Raw genomic sequence first — 19,350 nt, 5'->3', positions numbered from 1 at the left:
AGCGGAAGCCATCTGTCCAGGAGGAGTTCCGGATGGCCGAGCGCAGCACACGCCGGAAGGCTGGCAACGCTTCATCAGCCGGTATGCCGAACATTCGCTGGCCGATGCCGCGAAGTTGCGGTTCAGGCCCCTTTAATCCGATACAAACTGGAGGGTCTTAAGCCGACGATTTTCCTCCGGCCGCGTCGGCTTTGCTGGCGCTGCCCTGGTTTCAGAGGATGAAATCGGCCTTGGTGAAATCGATGAGACCGGAGAAGCCGATCGCGAAATCGGCCTTGCCGTCGCCATTCACGTCGCCGTAGACGTAGGTCTCGTTGTTGTCGTACTGCTTGTAGCGCAATTCCCCGGCCGTCCTGTGGAAGCCGCCGTCACCGACGAATTTAAATGCCTGGTTGCCGGCGGATTTCGCGTTGGAGTCGATCGCTTTTAGGTCGATGCGATCGCCAGAATCCCCGGAAAAGTCCAGAATCATGTCGCGGCCGATCTCCTTGACCGTCGAGTCTGCGATCGATTTGAAGACGAAACGATCCACGCCGGAGTCGCCTTTTAGCGTATCGGCGCCTTTTCCGCCCTCCAGTGTATCCTTGCCGCTCCCCCCCTTCTAGCCAGTCGTTCCCGCTGCCTCCCTTCAGGATATCGGCATTGCTCTCGCCAAAGAGCGAGTCATTCCCGCTTTCGCCATTCAGCAGGTCTTTGCCGTTTCCGCCGTAGAGAAAGTCGTCGTCTGCGCCGCCGGCGAGCGCGTCATCGCCGGCGTCGCCCCAAAGGCTGTCCGCGCCGTCGCCGCCGCCCAGAAAGTCATCGCCTCTGTAGCCTGAAAGGCTGTCGTCGCCGTCGTAGCCTCGCATGACGTCATCTTCGTCGTCGCCGTAAAGTACGTCGTTTTCAGAGAAGAATAGTTCTTTTATCTTGGATAACGTAGTGCTTTTCTTGAAATCATTCAACGTCATTGCCTCAATCTGAAGAGATATAATTTTTTTCTCCTAGATCATCATAGAATGTAATTCTATCGAAATAAGAGCTATTGCTGTCGATAGATCCCAAATAATCCTCAGAAAACTCTAAATCGATCATTCTTCCATCGACAAGAAGACTTAACCATGCCGTCCCATCGCTGTTGAATGCAATATTTTTTATTTTCTTTGCGGCCAGAGCGAGGTTGTAAATGAGATCGTCTGTGGAAAAGCTTCCAGTGGTGCTGTACGTGAAGACGTAGGTCATTGTTTCTCTCCCTTAGTGAGCGGGTTCTGGGTGGATGAAGAGCGGCGGTTTCGGCTCTCAAACTGGTCGTCGGGCGTGCATGAGATTTTCCACGCACGCGCCGCGCGACGGTCGACCGGCAAGGAGGGGCCGCTGTCTTTCACGCGACAGCACGCCGTCGATCACGTCGAGGCTTGCCGCCAGACCGTCTTCGTTTTTCATCTGCCCGGCGATCGCCCGGGCCGAGATACGGTAGGAGGGCGTGGCAAGGAGGGCGTCGAACGCGCGCGCGAGGCAGGCGGCGTTCATCGTCGACAGGCGCTGCGGCGAAGGCCCGGCACCTAGGGCTTCCACGCGACGACCCCAAAAGAACTGATCCAGCACGATCGGGGTGACCAGTGTCGGAAGCCCCGCCCTCAGCCCAGCCGCGGTGGTTCCTGCGCCGCCATGATGGACGATGGCACCGAGATGCGGCAGGAGCAGGTGGTGAGGAACATGCCCAATCGGCAGGATATTTTCCGAGGATTCGATCTGGCCGAACCCGCCGGACGCGGTTCCGATAAGGATGCGCCCACCCCAATGCTTCGCCGCTTCAAGGAGGAGGTTGCCGTTTGCCTTTGCATTCCAGGGCATGGAGCCTAGCGTGACGTAGATCGGCGGATCGCCCGCCTGCAGGAACCGGCGAAGCGTGTCGTCCGGCGCCCAGCTTGCCGGCACGATCCATTCGCCTGTCGTGGCGACATTGTCCGGCCAGTCGACAGGAGGCGGGCACAGGACCTTGCTGAAGGCATTGAGGACAAAATCGCCATGCTTCGGTGGATCTTTGCGCGGTGTGATTCCGCAGCGCAGCAGGAAACCTCTGGCCTGCCTTTTCACCAGCGTTCTCAGAAGGTCGGGTAGGAGATAGGTTATGCGGTTGAGGGGGCCGGTTTGCCGCATGCCGAAAAGACAAAACGGAAATGCGCGCGTCGGCAAGGTGGGCTGAAGACAGGCCATGACCGACGAGATATTTGCTGCCGCGGCCAACTCCGGCACGAACGCGAGCGACGGATGATAGATCGCAATGTTGGCATCCTTCATCGCCTCCCATGTGCGGGCGATGAGCTGATGGCACAGGGTGTGCACCAGCGTCTTGACGGCAATCGGGCGCGCCAGGAGGTGAAGAGCGGACTTCTGCCGCAGAATATCTGCTAGCCCGGAATACAGAAGATGTTCAAGGTCGTCGCAAATCGGCTGGAAGGAAATCCCGTGCCGGGAGACCATAGCTTCGTAATCTGAAGAGGTAAAAAGAGTAACATCATGGCCGTTTTCGCCAAGCGCCTTGGAAAGAGCAATGAATGGGTATATGTCACCAACCGTTCCAAGCGTTAACAATATAACCCTCGAACCCACGGCAAACATCCTTCCCCATACTATAATGGACTCTGAAGTATTGTAGAAACGTTGGTCAGTATGTAACTGAACTCATGTAATCCTCTTATATTAGGTATTTCCATGTAATGGATGGTTCCTCCCCCTTTTGGGGGAGGCATTGCTATTTTTTGCTCTTTTTGCTGGAATTTTCGAGGTGGCACGCTCAGAGGAGGAAGATCGGAATGGATTTGATCGAGCAAATCTATGAGGCGGCAGCTTTGCCTGAACTATGGCCGGCGCTTCTGGAGCAGATGGCCAACAGCCTTGATGTGGCCGGCGCCAACTTCATTTCAATAGAAGCGGGCAGCGCAATGAATGTATGTTCGCCTCGGATCGCGGAAGGCGTCGCACGCTATTTCCGCGAAGGGTGGCACCTGAAGAACGACCGCATGCAGCGCCTGATCCGCGAAGGCCATGTTGGGTTCGTGCGGGATATCGATCTCTACGATGCCTCGGAGGTCGCGGCGATCCCCGTGGTCCGCGACTTCTATCGTCCGCTGGGATATGGCTGGAGCGCAGCCTTGGCAACGCCTGTGCCGACGGGGGAGACGTTTCTTTTTTCCATCGAGCAGTATTGGGAAAGAGGCCCCCTGTCGGACGAAGCGATGGCGAGGCTGGAGCTTTTGCGGCCGCATATCAGCCGCGCCGCCCTGCTTACATCGAAACTTCGTCTGCAAAGCGCCAGATCGAGTGTTGAAGCCTTCGATGTCGTCGGGGTGCCGGCAGCCTTGGTCCGCCTGAACGGCTCCATCGTTGCGGCGAATGAGAGTTTTGCCGCGCTGGAGGGCCAGATTTCAATCGGTGCGGAAAATCGCATTCGGCTGCGTGGTGCAACGATGACGACAATGCTCGAGCATGCTCTGAAATATCCTTACGGCTCGAACAGCCGCCGACCTCCGCTTTCCATCGCCGTTCCAGGCAGGCAGGATCTGGCGCCCCTCGTCCTCCACATCGTGCCGACGGAGGGAGCGGCTCGCCAGCTTTTCGGGGCTCAGACCGCCCTCCTGCTCGTCACGCAGCTTGTCGACAGGCCAGCGCCTGATACCGGGCTGCTTCGGGCGCTGTTCGATTTCACGCCGATGGAGGCGCGCGTGGCTGTCGCGCTGCTGGCCGGCAGGACGTCAAGGGAAATCTCGATGGATTTCGGCATCGGCAGCGAAACGCTGAAAACCCACACGGGTGCGGTGCTCGAAAAGTCGGGATTCAGGCGCCGGATCGATTTTGTCCGTTTCCTGTCGGGTCTGTCTTGGCGCGCATCTGCCCGGTAACAGAGTATCCGCGATCGGTAGAACGAGGCCAGGGAACGTTCATTCCTGACTGTGCATCGGGCGGAGTGCGCTGTCCAGAAAATACCATTGGTCGAGATGGGCGCGCACGATCGGTTCAATCGCTGCATTCAGCAACTGCATGTCCTCCACCAACCGCTCGCCCGGCTTTGGTTCCGGCGGCAGCGTTATTGCAGGCAGGGCATGTGCCTCGAAGCGAAAGCTATCCGTCCGGATGTTGTACCAGGGGCAGATCGTGGCGCCGGTCATGCGCGCCAGGCGGGTGATGAGGGCAATATTGCCCTCCATGTGTGGTGGCCGGCCGAAGAAGGGGCCGCGGATGATGCCGCCGAAGCCCTCGTCGCAGAAGGCGCTGACGACGCCTCCCTCGCGCAGGATCTTGACGGCGGGACGTACCCCCTGGAAGCCCGGCGGTAGGAACCGCAGGCCCATTTTCGTGCGAACGCGGCCGGCGACCCAGGCTTTCGCCCGTTCCGTGGGCGGCACATAGAAGATATGCGGCGCGATGCCGATCGTCCGCAGGATGGCCGGTCCGATTTCCCAGTTACCGAGATGGAGGCCAACGATGATGGTCGGGCCTGCCCGGACGGCCCTGTCGATGATGTCCAGCCCGTGGCACCGGATGCGGTCGGGATGACCGGCGATACGGTTCACGACGGAAAACTCCGTCATGATGCGGCCCTGCGATCGCTGGTTCTCTTCCAGCAGGGCCTGCTGCTCGGCCTGCGAAAGATCCGGCCGAAGCTGGCGTATCGTGTCACGGGCGCGGCTTTCCGCAACCTTGTGGAACCGGGGAATGGCAAAGCGCCCCAGCCGCGCCCCGAGGCCGGAGGCGATGTCCATCGGCAGCAGTTTAATGGAGAAATGGCCGAGAAGATGCAGTCCATTCCAGATATTGTCGTGGATCCAGTAGCGCAGGAAGTGCTTGCGCTGCACGCCGCCGGCCAGGAAAGCGGACAGGCCGGGGCGGTCGCCGGCGGCGAAGATCCAGGCCTTGCGGCGGGTCATGGCCTTGTCCTGCGGCGGGCTCTGTTCCGTCATGGGCGTCGCTCCAAGGTGACCGGCAATCCGTCCCGCGGGCGCAGCGTCAGGCGGCAGACGGGCTCGACCCTGTGGCTTTCCGCGACGCGCACGCGAAAGCGCTGGGCTATGATGGCAAGGCAGAGCACGGCCTCCGTCAGGCCGAAATGCAGGCCCGGGCAGACACGCGGGCCGCTGGCGAACGGAATGTAGCTGTAGGGTATCGGGCGCCGGCCGCCCAGGAAGCGCTCGGGCAGGAACCGGTGCGGCTCGCTGAACAGGCTTTCCGTGCGGTGGAGCAGCCAGGGCACGATGAGAATGAGGGAATTGGGGGCGATGGCGATGTCGCCGAGCGTGTCCGCCCTGCGGTTCTGCCGGGCGAGGATGGGCACCGGCGGATAGAGACGCAGCGTCTCCTCGATCACCGCCTTGCACCATACAAGCTGCGGCACGTCCTCGATAGTCGGCGTCCGGTTTGCGCAGACCCTGGCGATTTCCGCATGGATGGAGCGCTCCACCCAGGGGGCCCGGGCGAGCAGGTACCAGGCCCAGGTCAGGGTGGCGGCCGTCGTCTCGTGTCCCGCCATGAAGATGGTCGCGGCCTCGTTGCGCAGCGCGATCACGTCGAGCTTGAGCTCGGGATTGCGCTGCTGCCGGCGGATCAGCAGCTCGACCATCGAATTGTGGTCGCCGCGTCCGGCAAGATGGTCCTCGACCACCTTGTCGATGATGCCGTGGATGCGCTTGACCGAGCGGCGCAGGGACGGCGTGCGCAGGATCGGCAGCCCGTCGTCGAAGCCGATGAAATAGCCGAGATTGATGGAATCGATGAGCGCCTGGTAGCTGGTGAAGCTGTCGGTGACGGCGGCCGCGCTGTCCTCGCCGAGCTGGTTGCCGAAGACGCTGCGGGAGATGATCTCGGCGGTGAGGCCGGCCATTTCGTGCAGCGCGTTGAGGGTCGTGCCCTCCGGCATGGCGCGCCAGCGCTCGACGAGCTCGCCCGCCGTCTGCTCCATGACCGGCCCGAAGGCGGGCACGCGGTTCATGTGCACGATGTCGGCGACGAGCGCGCGGCGCTGCCGCCAGGTCTCGCCATCGGAGATGAACAGCCCGTCGCCGAGCAGATATTCCAGCGCCCTGCGCATCTGCGGGCTCTTGCGCTCGTAGTTGTCCTGTCGTTTCACGACGACGTCGCGGATGAGGGCGGGACTGTTGACGAGCACGACCTGACGGCCGAAGATCCGGATCTGCGAGACGATCTCGCGATAATCGCTTGCCCGCCACATCGAGAGAAAGTCGGTGCGCGCCTGGAGAAGAAGCTGCAGCGGCTTTCCGGGAGGGCCGGCATAATAGTCCGCGCGAACGGGCTCGAAATACTCGTCGACCAGGACTTCCTGAAAATTCACCGGTTTTTGCAGCCAGGAGAGCATCTACGGCCTGTTCTCGTGTTCTAGGCTTGAAGCGCAGGCGAGACATTGCCCAATCCCCCGCTCTCGGCGGGTGCGATATTCTCAAACTCGCAACAAAGGTCAATCCATCGATCGACCCGCCTTCGGGAGGATCGGCGCATTTTGGAACAAGTCCGGCCGGTCACGCTTTACCCCCTGGTAGCTCCGCATCCCTCGTGGGAGGACGACATGGCCTATCGCACGCCGAAAAAGGAAGAGTATGACCGCAGACTTTTGAAGGTCTTCCTGGTGACGCTGGCCGGCCTTCTGGGAACGTCGGCCGTTCCCCTCGTCTGCATTCTCTGAGCGCACATGCCGGAGAGACTATCAGTGCTGTGTATTGAGCCGGTCCAGAGCCCGGATGGCAATGGACAGGTTGGCGATCGCGGCGCGACAGCTTTCGACCTTGTCCCGGGCGGCGCTTTGGACCTGCTCGTCGCTTCCCCAGCACTCGGCCATCTCCGCCTCCAGGTCGAGAAAGACGAGATCTTCTTCGGCCTGAGCGATCTGCAGAAGGAATTCTTTCCGGCGCTGATTCCAATCGGATTCCATGCCTGTTCCTCCATTTTATTAGAGGAGGATGAAGCAAAGCGCGTCCATTCGCAAGAGTTGTGCTGGGCGCAGACGGCTCGATCTTCACGCTGCCGGTGCCCGGTGCCTTTTCCGGTTCGATCAGCCCTGCAATTCGGGGGGGATCGATCGGCATGCCCAGCCGCAACCTGCTGCCATCATCGTCAGGCCCTTTTTCGGACAGGATTGGCAGCACGACGAACCGGTTTGACGGCCGGGCGCTCAAGCTCGTAGGGAACAACAAGGTATTCGGCCGGAATGCCCCAATGCCTGTTGAGTTTGTGCACCATGTCGAGGGTGAGCGCCCGCCGCCTGTTCAGCACTTCGGAGGCGCGTGAAGACGACCCGATAAGCGATGCAAGGTCCGCCCGCCGCCGCCCGGTCATCTCCATGTGCATCTTGAGCACATCGACAGGATGCGCCGGCCCGATCGGATAGTGCTCGTCTTCATATCGGTTAACAAGGGTGATCAGGACATCAAGCTTGTCGCCGTCCGCCGTGCCCCGCTCGGCCCCCCAGAGGGTTTCAATCTCGGCAATGGCTTTCGAAAGATCATCGTCCGTTCGGATCGGTTGAATGTCCATCATGGGCTCCTCAGAACTGGGATACGGTCAGGGCATCGATACGGTCATATTCGGCATGGGTGCCAACGAACTTGATGAAGGCGGCCTGCCGGTCGAAATCAAAGGCGACTATGAGCCGGTAATTCCCGCCCTGTACCTTGAAGCGAACCCGCTCGTGGTTGGGTCCCTTGGACTGTGAGAATGCGGCGGTTACCTCCTGAACGGTCGCCCAAGAGGCCGACTTGGTCAGCCTTTCCCAATGCTCCAGGGACGGTTTCGCCTGAGGGTGGTCTACAGCAAAGTCGACGAGCACCTTCCGAGAGATGATCCGCATTCGATGCCCCGATTCCCACATTGGGAAAAATAGTGGATGGCGATGGAGGAGTCAATGAAATTCCCATATTGGGAATTCGAGTCTGCCCGGGATATGCTTGCGTGGGTCATCAACGGAGCATGCAGCGCCGCCGCGTGGCAGCCTATTCAGCTTGGCGGGAGGCCGATCAGGGCCTTCTGCGCGCCGGTGGGCATCTGCCGGAAGGCCCGGACGGCGATTTCGCGATCCCGGCCCGTCGTGAAGACGCAATAGCGAAAGCCCGCGGCGGCAAGGGCCGATCGCATCGACTTCCTGGTGAAGCCTGTCCTGTGTGCGTAGAAATCCACCCCGGACGCCTCGATCTGCGGGCCGAAGCCATAGATGACGTCGCGGACGAGCACCGGCCCTTCGGGAGAGGTATAGAGATGATCGTCGATGTCGAGCTTCCGGGCGACGATCTCCTCGAAGAGCGCGCCCATGTCCGGCACGCGGATCTCAGCGAAGCCGTCCGCCTTCAGGACATGGATGAACCCCGCCAGCACCTTTTTCACATCATGCGCGAAGTGGTGCTCCAGATTGTGGGAGCAGTTACACGGCGTCGAACTGGTCGGGCTGAAGGGTGCGCAGGTCCCGGGCATCCAGGCAGATATCCGGATCGCCCGCAGGATCGATGTCGGAGAAGGACATGATCCCACCCCTCGTAGATGTTGGAGGCCGGCGTTTCCTTGCTGCCGCCGCCGACGTTCAGGAACCTGCGCCGCATTTCGCCTCCGCTGTTTTGCTGACGATTTACCAGCTCGGGACCGGCGGGGCAAATTCCGGCAGAACCCCGCTGCCAGCCGTGGCGTCGGGCCCGGCACTTGCACGCCAGGGCGTGCCGAAGTATTCCCACTCCTTGCAGGTCGACCACTTTCGGCCGTCTCGCTGAAGAAGATGGTGGATTATAGGCCGGGTGGATGGATTGGTTTGGTAACGCTTGGCTGCTGACGGCCACTTGCTACCTGTGGGCCTGCGCGATCGTCTATCTGACGGATGGCTTTGCGCTTCCACGCGCCGTCGCACGCCAGCATCGTGCCAGTCATACCCTTGGCCGGACGATCCTCGAGACGCTGGCCCGCCTTCCTGTCATTGCCCTCGTTTTTGCCGGCTTCTTCGCGATTTCGTGGCGTCCCGTCTACGCTTCGCAGGCGACGATCAGCTTTTTCATCATCTTCACCGGCATCTCCCGGGCGAAATATATCTTCATCCGCGAACCCCTCGTGTTCTCCGACATAGCCCTTGCCGCAAGCGTCCTGAAGCACAAGGAGATTTTCTACGCGACGAGGCTCAACATCTTCTTCTGGACCGCCGCGGCCTCCTATGTGTTCGGGGCTTCGGCGCTCTATTACATCTTCGAGCCGAGCATCCTGCCGGAGCGGAACGGCCTGCTCTGGATCGCCGTCGGGCTCTTCGTCGCCTTCGGCCCCTGGATGCTGCTCTTCTTCAGGCCGGCCAACGTCCGGCTGGTGAAGCTCAGCGAAGGCCTGCTGCGTACGCTCGACGTGCACAGCAACACGGTGCGCTTCGGCACATTCGCCTCCGTCGTCTACCATTTCATCGTCTGGATCGGGAAACGGCGGGACGAATTCCTGATGGACTTGACGGCGACGATGCAGCACGCCTTTCGTGGGATCGTGCATGCGGATGCGGAGCTCCATCGCGACGGCGCCCCCCTCGTTCTGGTCTGGCAGTCCGAATCCTTCATCGATCTTCGCCATTTCGGAGTCTCCGGGCTGGAGCTTCCCCATCTCGACCGCATGCGGTCCCTTGCCGCCCAGTCCGGGCGCATGACGAGCGTTTTCGAAGGCGGCTACACGCTGCGCACCGAGTTCGCCGTGCTCAGCGGCATTCAGCCGGACGATGCCTATGTCGATGCCAGCTATCCCTATCTCAGGGCATCGCATTATGCGGATGTCGTGTGGCCGATGCGCTTCAAGCGGGCGGGCTGGCACACGCATTTCATCCATCCCTATGACAGGACCTTCTTCTTCCGCGACAAGGCCATGCCGCTCCTCGGCTTCGAGCAGATGACCATGCTGGATGCGTTCGACCATACGCCACGGGCAGACGAACCCTATGTCTCGGACCGCCATCTTGCCGACCGGGTTATCGACATCATCGAGGGCATTGACAAGGAGCAGCCGGCCTTTCTCTTCGTCGCGTCGATGGGCAACCATGGCCCGTGGCAGCCGGGCCGATGCGGCGAGCTGACCGATCCCGTCGACATCTACGCGGAGCTCCTGCGCAAGGCGGACGATGCGCTCGGGCATCTGACGGCCTATCTCGACCGCCTGGACCGTCCTGTCTGGCTCGCCTTCTACGGCGATCACGCCCCGCTGCTGAAATCCTTCGCCGATCCCTTTCCCGATCCGAGGACGGACTATGTGGTGGTTCCGCTCGCGCATGCCGGGGAAGATCGCCCCGGTCTGCCGGTCACCAAGGAGGAAGCCCCCTGGAACCTGCTCGGCGCCCTCCTTGCCCACGCCGATCTTCCGGTGAGGCGGGAGCCGTGAGGGAAGAGGAGACACCGGCCGGGAGGGGGCGGGGCAAGCGGACGGTCCTGTTCCTCCAGGGGCCGTCGTCTCCGCTTTTTTCCAAATGCGCGGCGCGGCTCGAGCGGATGGGCCATGCCTGCCAGCGCATCAATCTCAATCTGGGGGACTGGATCTTCTGGCGGCTGCGCGGCGGTGTCGATTATCGCGGCCGAAGCGAGGACTGGCCGGCCTTCGTCCATGACTTCATGGCCCGGAACGACACGACGGATCTCGTCCTGCTGGGGGAGGAGCGTCCCTACCACAAGGCCGCCATACGGGCCGCCAGGGCGCTGCATGTCGATGTCCACGTCATCGAGATGGGTTATCTCAGGCCCGACTGGGTGACGTTCGAGCGCGACGGCATGTCGTCCAATTCGCGCTTTCCGCGGGACCCCCAGCGCATTCTCGAGGCGGCGGCCGGGCTGCCGGAACCGGATTGGGCCGTCCGCTTCCGGCAGAGCTTCCTGCGCGAAGCCGGTTATGATCTGCTCTACAATCTGCCCAATGTCTTCTTCTGGTTCCTCTACCCCCATTACCGGCGGCACGCCCTTTTCCATCCCCTTGCCGAATATGCGGGGTGGAGCCTGAGATTGCTGTGGCGCAAACGTACCGAACAGGCGGCACGCGCCACATGCGCGCGCCTGTTCGCCGCCGGGGACCCCTTCTACGTATACCCGCTACAGTTGCAGACGGACTACCAGCTCCGGGCCCATTCCCCCTATGCCGGCCAACAGGAAGCCATTTCCCAGGTGCTGTCCTCCTTTGCCGCGCATGCCGGTCCGGCCCACCAACTCTTGGTGAAACTGCATCCCCTCGACAACGGCCTCATCGACTGGCGATCCTATGTCGCGGCCGAGGCGCGGCGGCGCGGGATCGGGGAACGCGTGCATTTCATCGACGGCGGCAGCCTCGACGACCTGGTCGAAAGGGCGGAAGGCCTGGTGACGGTCAACTCGACCGCCGCGATCGCGGCCCTGCGCCGGCTAAAGCCCGTCAAGACGCTAGGATCGGCGGTTTTCGACACGCCGGGCCTCAGCTATCCGGGGTCGCTGGACGCCTTCTGGCAAAATCCCTTCCCGGCCGATGCGGCCTTGACCGGCGCCTTTTTCAGGCTGCTCGCCCACGAATACCAGGTCCGGGGGAATTTCTATTCGGATGCGGGCTCGTCCGCCGCTGCGATAGCCGTGGCGGACCGTCTCGACGGGAGGCAGTCCACGCCCCCGGACGGCGGGGAGCCATGACAGGCCGGTCGAGGACGGGGCCTGTCGTGCTTTATACATCATCTTCGAATAAGCACCCGGCATATACCGTCTTTTGCATAAGCACCCGTCGGCTTTCCACGGGCCTGGATGCCGTGCCTTGATTCGATCGATTGGGGAATACTTTCGTAAGCCTATGTTCATATACCCGGCAGCAAGTTATGGACTTGCGATGGCAACCCAGTCTCTTGTATTGCTCTGCTAAAGTAGCGAACAACCCTAGGTGAGGCAGTTCAGTTTTGTTCAGGAACGACAAGACCTTCGAGGTCGTCATATCCGGGGTGGATAGTCGCGATGTTTGGTGCTCATGACGGTTGAAATTATCGGATATGCTGCGGTTGCTCCCGGTGCGGATTCGGCATCGCAATTGTTTGCAGTGCTGCGCAAGGGGGAGTGCACCGTCACCGAGATTCCCGCAGGGCGCTGGGACCGGTCCCGCTTCTGGCACCCCAGCCCCGGCGTTCCCGGAAAGACCTATACATTCGCCGCCGGCGTCGTCGACGGCATCGACCTGTTCGACGCGCGCCTCTTCGGGCTTTCGCGGCGCGAGGCCATGGCGATGGATCCCCAGCAGCGGCTGCTGCTGTCGGTGACCTGGCGCGCGCTGGAGGACGCCAACCTCCCCCTCGCCTCGCTGCAGGCGGAGACGATCGGCGTCTATATCGGGACATCCAGCCTCGACAGCGCCAACCTGTCCGTCGAGGATCCCGCGGGGGCCGGCCCCTATTTCATGACGGGCAACACGCTGTCCATCGTGGCGAACCGCATCTCGCATATCTTCGGGCTGAGCGGGCCGAGCCTGACGATCGACACGGCCTGTTCATCCTCCCTCGTGGCACTCGACCAGGCGGTCCGGGCCCTCAACCGCGGCGAGATCGACACCGCGATCGTCGGAGGCGTGAACCTGCTCAGCCACCCGCTGCCCTTCGGCGGTTTCGCGCAGGCCCGGATGCTGTCCCCGGAAGGCCGGTGCAGGGCCTATGACAACGATGCGTCCGGCTATGTCCGCGCCGAGGGCGCGGCCGCCGTCATCCTGCGCCGCAGCGACAGGGCGAACGACAGCGGCGATCGCAGCCGCGCCCGGATCCTGGCGACGGGCGTGAACTCCGCCGGCCGCACGAACGGCATCTCGCTGCCCTCCCAGGAAGCCCAGGCGCGCCTCCTGGAATCGATCTACGACGGGCAGGGCATCGACCCGAACCATCTCGCCTTCATCGAAGGGCACGGCACGGGAACGAAGGTCGGCGATCCCGCGGAGGTCTGGGCCATCGGCCAGGTCATCGGCCGCCGCCGCCATGCGCCCGTCCCGCTCGGCTCGATCAAGACGAATATCGGCCATACCGAGCCCGCCTCGGGGCTCTTCGGCGTGATCAAGGCGGTGATGGCGCTCGAGAACGACTACCTGCCGGCCTCGCTCTTCTTCGACCGGCCGAACGAGACGATCGATTTTTCCAGCCTCAACGTGCGCGTCACGGCGACGCCGCTGGAGCTGCTGCGCAGCCATCGCCCGCGGCTTGCCGGCATCAACTCCTTCGGCTTCGGCGGAACGAACGCACATGTCGTTATCTCCGATCCGGCCGTGCACCAGGCCGGCAACGGCGAGCAGGCGGCGCGCGAGAATTATTTCATGGCCTCCGCCCATACGGAGACGGCCTTGAACGCGCTCCTGCGGGATTACAAGGCGCGGCTTGCCGCGGCGCCCGATCCGGACGCGGCGCAGGCCCTCCTTTCGGCCGCCACGGCCGGGCGCACCTCGCTTCGCCACCGTTTCGTCGCGCGCCGCAGGAAGGTCCGAGACGTCATTTCGGCGATCGACCAGCAGCTGGTGGGACATGGCACGGCAAGCGCCGCCACCGGCGAAGCGCCGGTGGGCGAGCCGAAGATCGCCTTCCTGTTCTCCGGCAACGGGGCGCAATGGGCCGGCATGGGGATCGACGCGATCCGCGAGAACCAGGCTTTCCGCCGGCATTTCAACGCCATAAGCGCGCTTTTCGAAGAGCATCTCGGCGAAAGGCTGACGACCTTGCTGACGGCCGAGGACCTCGCCGGCCGGCTTGCCGATACGCGCGTCGCCCAGCCGCTCCTCTTCTCGATCCAGGTCGCCCTCGCGCAGTGCCTGCTCGGCGCCGGCATCCGCCCGGCCGCCGTGCTCGGCCACTCCATCGGCGAGGTGGCCGCCGCCCATATCGCCGGCGCGCTCTCCCTGGTCGATGCGGTCGCGGTCGTTGCGGTCCGCTCGCGCTGCCAGCACGTCACCCAGGGCCGGGGCACCATGGCGGCGGCGCTTTGCAGCGAGGAGGCCGCGCAGGACTTCCTCCAGCGCAACGGCCTCGACGATCTCACCGTCGCCGCCGTCAATGCCAGCAACTCGGTCACGATCTCGGGACCGAAGGAGCAGATCGCCGCCCTTCGTTCGCTCGGCCGGCGCCAGAAGCTGGCGGTGCAGCCGCTGCCCGATATCGACTATCCGTTCCATCATCCCCTCATCGACGAGGCGAAGACGGAATTCCTGAAGACCCTGCCCCGGATCACGCCGCGGGCGAGCGAATACGATTTCATCTCGACCGTGACGGGAGAGCCCGTCGACGGGGCGGCGCTCGGCGCCGCCTACTGGTGGCGCAACGTCCGCGAACCCGTTCATTTCAGGCAGGGTGTCGCCAAGGCGCTGGAACAGGGCTGCAACCTGTTGATGGAGATCTCCCCCAGGCCCATCCTGACCAACTATCTCAAGGACGCGGTGAAGGTCAGCGGCGCGGCGGCCCAGCTGCTTTCGACGCTCGACAAGACTGAGGCCCAGGGCGCGGCCGATCCCGTCGAGACCTGCATCATCCGGGCCCTCGCCCATGGCGCCGCCCTGCCGTCGTCCCGCCGGGACGCCACGATCGACCTGCCGGGCGTTCCCTTCGAGCCGGAGCCGATGGCCGGCACGCCGACGACGGACAGGTACGACCTGTTCGGGCGGGACATTGCCCGGCCCTATTCGCTGGCCGGCTGGCGCGTCGACCCGAACGGGGCCGCCTGGAAGAACCATCTGGACGCCCGCCTCTTCCCCGACCTTGCCGAGCATGTCGTCGAGGGGCGCGCCATCATGCCCGGTGCGGGTTTCATCGAGATCGCGCTTCAGGTGGCCCGGCAGGTGCTTGAGGCCACCGCCGTACAGCTGACCAATATCGAGCTGATACGCCCGCTTGAGCTCGGCCCGACGCTCGTGGAGCTGTCGACCGTGGTCTCGCGCGAGACCGGCACGATCGAGATCCGCTCGCGCGAGCGGCTGAGCGCGGACGACTGGACCCTTCATGCCGTATGCCGGTGCCAGAAGGTCCTGCCCGCGACCCGCATGCCGCCGTTCCCGGCGCTCGGCCCGGCGGCCGAGGATGTCCCGCCGGAGCGGATCTACGCGATCGCCTCCTCCTTCGGGCTGGATTACGGCCCGGCCTTCCGGCTGGCCGAACGGGTCCGGACCGAAGGGCACGAGCGCGTCGACGTCGATCTTCGGGCCGCTGCCCGCCCTGCCCATCCGATGCTGGAATGGGGGGTGAACCCGCTGAGCCTCGATGCGGCCTTCCATGGGCTTGTCGGCCTGTTCGACAGGTTTTCGGGCGACGTGGAGGGCGCGCCCTATATCCCGGTCCGCTTCGGTTCGGCCACGCTGCTGGCGGAAGGCCTTCCCCGACGCGCGCGCATTGCGATCGAGCGGGTCAGCGCTCACTCGATCAAGGCCCGCTTTCTGATCGAGGCGGGGGACGGCCAGCCGCTCCTTCTCTTGGAGGATTGTCGTTTCCGCCGGACCTGGTTCCAGCAGCCGCACACCCTGGCGTCGCTTGCCTTCCACTACGAGTCCGTCCCGGTGGTCGAAGCGCGTCTGGAGCACCCCGCCCCGGAGGCGCCCGACCGCGTCTTGGAGGCGCCTGCGCCGGCCGTGCCGGACGACGGCTCGCTGCTGCTGCAGGCCGCCATCCTGAGGGCCTGTCACGACATGGCATTGCAGCTGGCCGATCCGGCAGGGGGGCTCTCCCTCTTCGCCGTGCCGGGCGACCGGGACTTCCGCGCCTTCCTGTCGAATGCCCTCCATCTCCTGGAAGGGGCCGGGATGGCCGAAAAACAGGATCGCGCCTGGCAGGTCCAGCTACTCTGCGACCTGCCCGCCATCGAAGAAACCCTTGCGGAATTCACGGCCGAGCGCCCGGATCGCGGCGTGGAGGCGGTAATGCTCGCCGATATCCGCGCTAATGCGCTCTCGCATATCCAGGCACTGCAGACGCAGGACGCGGCTGTGTTGGACTATGCCGGAACGGCCATGAGCCGAACGCTCCGCCTACATTCGCCGCAGGCCCGCGAGCGCAACGCCATCATCCTGGCGGCCGCGGAGAAAGCCGTCTCCGCAGGCCGCGGCCCCGCGCCGGTCATCGTCCAGATCGGCGCGTCGGCCCGGGATTTCAGCCAGCGGCTGGCGGACCTTGCCGGACAGGCGGGCGGCTGCCTCGTCATCATCGAGCCCGCGGACGATCTGCGGCGCGGGGTCGAAATGCTCTTCGAGGCCAGCGGGCGCGTGCTGGTCACCGCATCGGCGGCGGCGCTCGGCGGCGCCGACCTCATCGTCAGCAGCTGCGACCGGCTGCATGCCATGCTCGCGGCGGATGAAGCCCTGTCCGCGGCGCTGGCCACGGGGCTGGACAACGGTGCGCGGCTGCTTGCCGCCGAAACGCTACCCTCCCCGATCTGCGATTTCCTCTTCGGCCTCACGCCGGGCTGGTTCTCCGGCAGCCTGTCGGAGGATTTCCCGGTCGGCAAGCTGGCCGGCGAAGAGGAATGGCGGCGGCGGCTCGCCGCGCTCACGAAGACCCCGCCGGTCCTCCACACGGTTTCCAGGGCCCATGGCGCGCTGCTGCTGGTCGAGGTTTCCCCGACCCGCAGGCGCCGCGCGGAACAGGAGGCGCGCGATGTCCCCTTCCTGCCGCTGGGGTCGGCGGCGGGCGCCCTGACGGGCCTGCCTGCCATCGCCCTGCATCAGCCCGATGCCGGGCTGGACGCGGCGCTCGACGCCGGCCAGCAGGCCGGTTTCCTGCTTTACGCCGCCCCGTCGGACCACGGCGAGGATGCGGGCGGCCTGGCACAGGAAGCCCACGGGCTGGCCAAGGTCGCCGAAGTCCTGCAGGCAAGGGCCGCGGCCGGGCACCGGTCGACGCTCGTCCTCCTCCTGCCCGGCGGCGCGCCGGACGGCCGCCGCGGCGACGGGATCGCGGCATCGCCGCTTGCCACCGGGCTCTGGACGTTCGCCCGCGTCTTGGCGAACGAATTCAGCGACCTCGACATCCATCTCGTGGATGCGGCACCCGGCGCCTGGCGCAAGGCGCTCCGGCTCGTGGGCGCCGGCCATGACGAACGGGAATGGCGCATACCGGCGGCAACCGGACATGCCGAGGCCCTGCGGGCGGTCGGCGGATCGGTCGACCCGCACACCGTCTCCTCGGCGGACTTTGCGGCCGCGACCGTACGGCAACGCACCCCCTCGCGCGTCGACAGCCTCTATTGGGAAAGCATGGAACGGCCGACACCGCAGGCCGGCGAGGTGCTCGTCGAGATCGCCGCTGCGGGATTGAACTTCCGCGACGTGATGTGGGCCATGGGGCTTCTGCCCGAAGAGGCGCTGGAAGACGGTTTTGCCGGCACCACGATCGGCATGGAGTTTTCCGGCCGCGTCACCGCTGTCGGCGCCGGCGTCAGCGACCTTGCCGCGGGGGACCGGGTGATGGGCATCGGCCCGGCCGCCTTCTCCACCCATACCGTCATCCAGCGCGCCGGATTGGCCAAGGTTCCGCAGGAGCTGGACCTGACCGCGGCGGCCACCGTTCCCGTGACCTTCCTGACGGCCTGGTACGCGCTGGTCGAGCTCGGCCGCGCGCGGGCGGGGGAAACGATCCTCATACACGGCGCGGCCGGCGGTGTCGGCCTCGCCGCCATCCAGATCGCCAAGGCCCTCGGCCTGACGATCATCGGCACGGCGGGAAGCGACGAGAAGCGCCATTACCTGCGCTCGCTCGGCGTCGAGCAGGTCTTCGATTCCCGGTCCCTCTCCTTCGTCGCCGACGTGATGGCGGCGACGGCCGGCGCGGGCGTCGACCTGGTGCTGAACTCGCTGTTCTCGGACGCGATGGAACGCAGCATCGAACTGCTCAAGCCGTTCGGGCGCTTCCTCGAACTCGGCAAGCGGGACTATTACGCCAACCGCAAGATCGGCCTGCGCCCCTTCCGGCGCAACATCAGCTATTTCGGCATCGATGCGGACCAGTTGCCGCTGAAGGCGCCGGCCCTGACGAAGGCGATCTTCGAGCAGCTCGGCGCGCTCTTCGCCAAGGGCGACCTTCGCGCCCTGCCCTACAGGACCTTCGCGCATGACGAGATCGCCGATGCCTTCCGGCTGATGCAGAATGCCGGGCATGTCGGCAAGATCGTGCTCCTGCCGCCGCAGGCGGGCCGCGACGCCATCGCGAAGGCGGACGGCAAGCCCCTGGCACTGTCGTCCGACGGGATTCACGTCGTCGTCGGCGGCATCGGCGGTTTCGGCCTTGCCGCCGCCGACTGGCTCGTTGCCCATGGTGCGCGGCGGCTCGCCCTCGTGACGCGGCGCGGCGCGGGCGACGCGGAAACCGAGGCGGCGGTCGCCCGCTGGCGCAAGCGGGGCGTAACGGCCGGCCTGCATGCCTGCGACGTGACCGATGCGGCCGCGCTCGACGCACTGCTCGCCGGCCTGCGGGCACAGGCGCCGATCCGCGGGATCGTCCACGCCGCCATGGTGCTGGACGATGCGCTGCTGCCCAACCTGACGGAAGAGCGCTTCCGCAAGGTCATCGCCGTCAAGGCCGAGGGCGCCGCGCTGCTCGACAGGGCGACCCGGCAGGACAGGCTCGACCATTTCCTGATGTTCTCCTCGGCGACGACGCTGGTCGGCAATCCCGGCCAGGGCAACTATGTCGCGGCCAACGGCTATCTCGAAGGGCTGGCCCGCCGGCGGCGGCAGGAGGGGCTTCCGGCGCTCGCCGTCGCCTTCGGCGCGATCTCGGACCGGGGGTATCTCGCCCGCAACGACGAGGTCGGCGACCTCCTGGCCCGGCGCATCGGCAGCGTCGCGATGAAGGCTATGACCGCCCTTGCCATGGTCGAGGCCCATATGCGCCTCGATCCAGGAACCGTCGAGGCCGCCGTCTTCGTCTGCTCGCCGATCGACTGGGCCGCGGCCCGCAGCCTGAAGATCGTCGGGACGCCGCTTTTCGAAGTGCTGCTGCGGCAGGCGGGCCCGGCGGGCGCGGCCAGCGGCGCGGAAACCGTCGACCTTGCCGCCCTCATCGCGGAAAAGAGCGAGGCGGAGGCGCTCGAGGCGCTTTATGCGCTCGTCGCGCAGGAGATGGCGACGATCCTGCGCGTGCCCGAAAGCGCGCTCGGCCGGGACAAGATCCTCAAGGATGTCGGCCTGGACAGCCTCATGGCCGTGGAACTCGCCCTCGGCTTCAAGGAGAAGACGGGCTTCGACATTCCGATCACCAGCGTCGGCGAGACGACCACCGTCGAGCAGGTCGTGCGGAAACTCTACGAGAAGGTTGCGCGCGCCGAAGAGGCGGAGCACGATAGGGATGACCTCGACGATATCGAGGCCCTGGCCGAACAGCACATGGTCTCCTCCCCGACCGCATCGCGGAGCACGTGACGC

At 64.5% G+C, this 19,350-nt stretch carries 13 protein-coding genes and 2 pseudogenes; 4 read left to right on the top strand and 11 right to left on the bottom strand.

What is annotated here, in order from left to right; translation table 11 throughout:
- Nucleotides 1–211: 211 nt before the first annotated feature.
- From AABF56_RS36005 to AABF56_RS35990, 5 genes and pseudogenes are all read right to left on the bottom strand, one after another.
- A complete protein-coding gene (locus AABF56_RS36005) occupies nucleotides 212–532 on the bottom strand; it encodes a protease (RefSeq protein WP_272809397.1) in 321 nt (106 codons plus the stop codon).
- Nucleotides 533–586, bottom strand: a pseudogene (locus AABF56_RS36000) (hypothetical protein); the annotation flags it as partial.
- Nucleotides 587–596: 10 nt separating this feature from the next.
- A pseudogene (locus AABF56_RS37890) lies at nucleotides 597–950 on the bottom strand (calcium-binding protein); the annotation flags it as partial.
- Nucleotides 951–954: 4 nt separating this feature from the next.
- The gene (locus tag AABF56_RS35995; protein WP_272809398.1) at nucleotides 955–1,221 is read right to left on the bottom strand and encodes a hypothetical protein; all 267 of its coding nucleotides are present in this window, start codon (nucleotides 1,219–1,221) and stop codon (nucleotides 955–957) included.
- 57 nt (nucleotides 1,222–1,278) lie between these two features.
- On the bottom strand, nucleotides 1,279–2,592 hold the full coding sequence (locus AABF56_RS35990) for a glycosyltransferase (protein WP_272809399.1): 1,314 nt from the start codon (nucleotides 2,590–2,592) through the stop codon (nucleotides 1,279–1,281).
- Between the two features lie 203 nt (nucleotides 2,593–2,795).
- On the opposite strand from AABF56_RS35990, the gene AABF56_RS35985 reads away from it, so the two are divergent.
- Nucleotides 2,796–3,881 (top strand): helix-turn-helix transcriptional regulator, encoded by a 1,086-nt coding sequence (locus AABF56_RS35985; RefSeq protein WP_272809400.1) that lies wholly within the window; start codon nucleotides 2,796–2,798, stop codon nucleotides 3,879–3,881.
- Between the two features lie 39 nt (nucleotides 3,882–3,920).
- On the opposite strand, the gene AABF56_RS35980 is transcribed toward AABF56_RS35985, so the two are convergent.
- The 6 genes from AABF56_RS35980 to AABF56_RS35955 form a co-directional block, all read right to left on the bottom strand.
- Complete coding sequence (locus AABF56_RS35980) at nucleotides 3,921–4,940, bottom strand: lysophospholipid acyltransferase family protein (protein ID WP_272809401.1); 1,020 nt, start codon at nucleotides 4,938–4,940, stop codon at nucleotides 3,921–3,923.
- Nucleotides 4,937–6,325, bottom strand: coding sequence for a cytochrome P450 (locus AABF56_RS35975; RefSeq protein WP_272809402.1), 1,389 nt, complete (start codon nucleotides 6,323–6,325; stop codon nucleotides 4,937–4,939). The genes AABF56_RS35980 and AABF56_RS35975 overlap by 4 nt, the downstream gene beginning before the upstream one ends.
- A gap of 369 nt (nucleotides 6,326–6,694) precedes the next feature.
- Complete coding sequence (locus tag AABF56_RS35970; RefSeq protein ID WP_272809403.1) at nucleotides 6,695–6,919, bottom strand: hypothetical protein; 225 nt, start codon at nucleotides 6,917–6,919, stop codon at nucleotides 6,695–6,697.
- A gap of 182 nt (nucleotides 6,920–7,101) precedes the next feature.
- The gene (locus tag AABF56_RS35965; protein ID WP_272809404.1) at nucleotides 7,102–7,524 is read right to left on the bottom strand and encodes a helix-turn-helix domain-containing protein; all 423 of its coding nucleotides are present in this window, start codon (nucleotides 7,522–7,524) and stop codon (nucleotides 7,102–7,104) included.
- 7 nt (nucleotides 7,525–7,531) lie between these two features.
- Nucleotides 7,532–7,834 carry a type II toxin-antitoxin system HigB family toxin gene (locus AABF56_RS35960; protein WP_272809405.1) on the bottom strand — a complete coding sequence of 101 codons (303 nt, stop codon included), beginning with the start codon at nucleotides 7,832–7,834 and terminating at the stop codon, nucleotides 7,532–7,534.
- A 146-nt stretch (nucleotides 7,835–7,980) separates the two neighbouring features.
- Entirely contained in the window at nucleotides 7,981–8,355 is a 375-nt protein-coding gene (locus AABF56_RS35955) for a hypothetical protein (RefSeq protein ID WP_272809406.1), read from the bottom strand.
- 414 nt (nucleotides 8,356–8,769) lie between these two features.
- Here AABF56_RS35955 and AABF56_RS35950 point away from each other — a divergent pair, with 414 nt between their 5' ends.
- From AABF56_RS35950 to AABF56_RS35940, 3 genes are all read left to right on the top strand, one after another.
- On the top strand, nucleotides 8,770–10,365 hold the full coding sequence (locus AABF56_RS35950; RefSeq protein ID WP_272809407.1) for an LTA synthase family protein: 1,596 nt from the start codon (nucleotides 8,770–8,772) through the stop codon (nucleotides 10,363–10,365).
- A 107-nt stretch (nucleotides 10,366–10,472) separates the two neighbouring features.
- Nucleotides 10,473–11,627, top strand: coding sequence for a capsule biosynthesis protein (locus tag AABF56_RS35945; protein WP_272809408.1), 1,155 nt, complete (start codon nucleotides 10,473–10,475; stop codon nucleotides 11,625–11,627).
- Nucleotides 11,628–11,952: 325 nt separating this feature from the next.
- Nucleotides 11,953–19,347 (top strand): type I polyketide synthase, encoded by a 7,395-nt coding sequence (locus tag AABF56_RS35940; protein WP_272809409.1) that lies wholly within the window; start codon nucleotides 11,953–11,955, stop codon nucleotides 19,345–19,347.
- The last annotated feature ends 3 nt before the right edge of the window (nucleotides 19,348–19,350 follow it).

Source organism: Shinella sp. WSC3-e (assembly GCF_945994535.1).
Lineage (GTDB): Bacteria > Pseudomonadota > Alphaproteobacteria > Rhizobiales > Rhizobiaceae > Shinella > Shinella yambaruensis.
The sequence above is the reverse complement of the archived record's forward strand: the minus strand, read 5'-3'. Positions and strand labels throughout refer to the sequence as shown.

Excerpts from the sequence above, each read along its gene's own strand:
- AABF56_RS35940 (WP_272809409.1), top strand. The coding sequence starts at position 11,953 with ATGACGGTTGAAATTATCGGATATGCTGCGGTTGCTCCCGGTGCGGAT.
- AABF56_RS35950 (WP_272809407.1), top strand. The coding sequence starts at position 8,770 with ATGGATTGGTTTGGTAACGCTTGGCTGCTGACGGCCACTTGCTACCTG.
- AABF56_RS35965 (WP_272809404.1), bottom strand. The coding sequence starts at position 7,524 with ATGATGGACATTCAACCGATCCGAACGGACGATGATCTTTCGAAAGCC.
- AABF56_RS35960 (WP_272809405.1), bottom strand. The coding sequence starts at position 7,834 with ATGCGGATCATCTCTCGGAAGGTGCTCGTCGACTTTGCTGTAGACCAC.
- AABF56_RS35980 (WP_272809401.1), bottom strand. The coding sequence starts at position 4,940 with ATGACGGAACAGAGCCCGCCGCAGGACAAGGCCATGACCCGCCGCAAG.
- AABF56_RS35985 (WP_272809400.1), top strand. The coding sequence starts at position 2,796 with ATGGATTTGATCGAGCAAATCTATGAGGCGGCAGCTTTGCCTGAACTA.
- AABF56_RS35995 (WP_272809398.1), bottom strand. The coding sequence starts at position 1,221 with ATGACCTACGTCTTCACGTACAGCACCACTGGAAGCTTTTCCACAGAC.
- AABF56_RS35970 (WP_272809403.1), bottom strand. The coding sequence starts at position 6,919 with ATGGAATCCGATTGGAATCAGCGCCGGAAAGAATTCCTTCTGCAGATC.
- AABF56_RS35945 (WP_272809408.1), top strand. The coding sequence starts at position 10,473 with ATGGGCCATGCCTGCCAGCGCATCAATCTCAATCTGGGGGACTGGATC.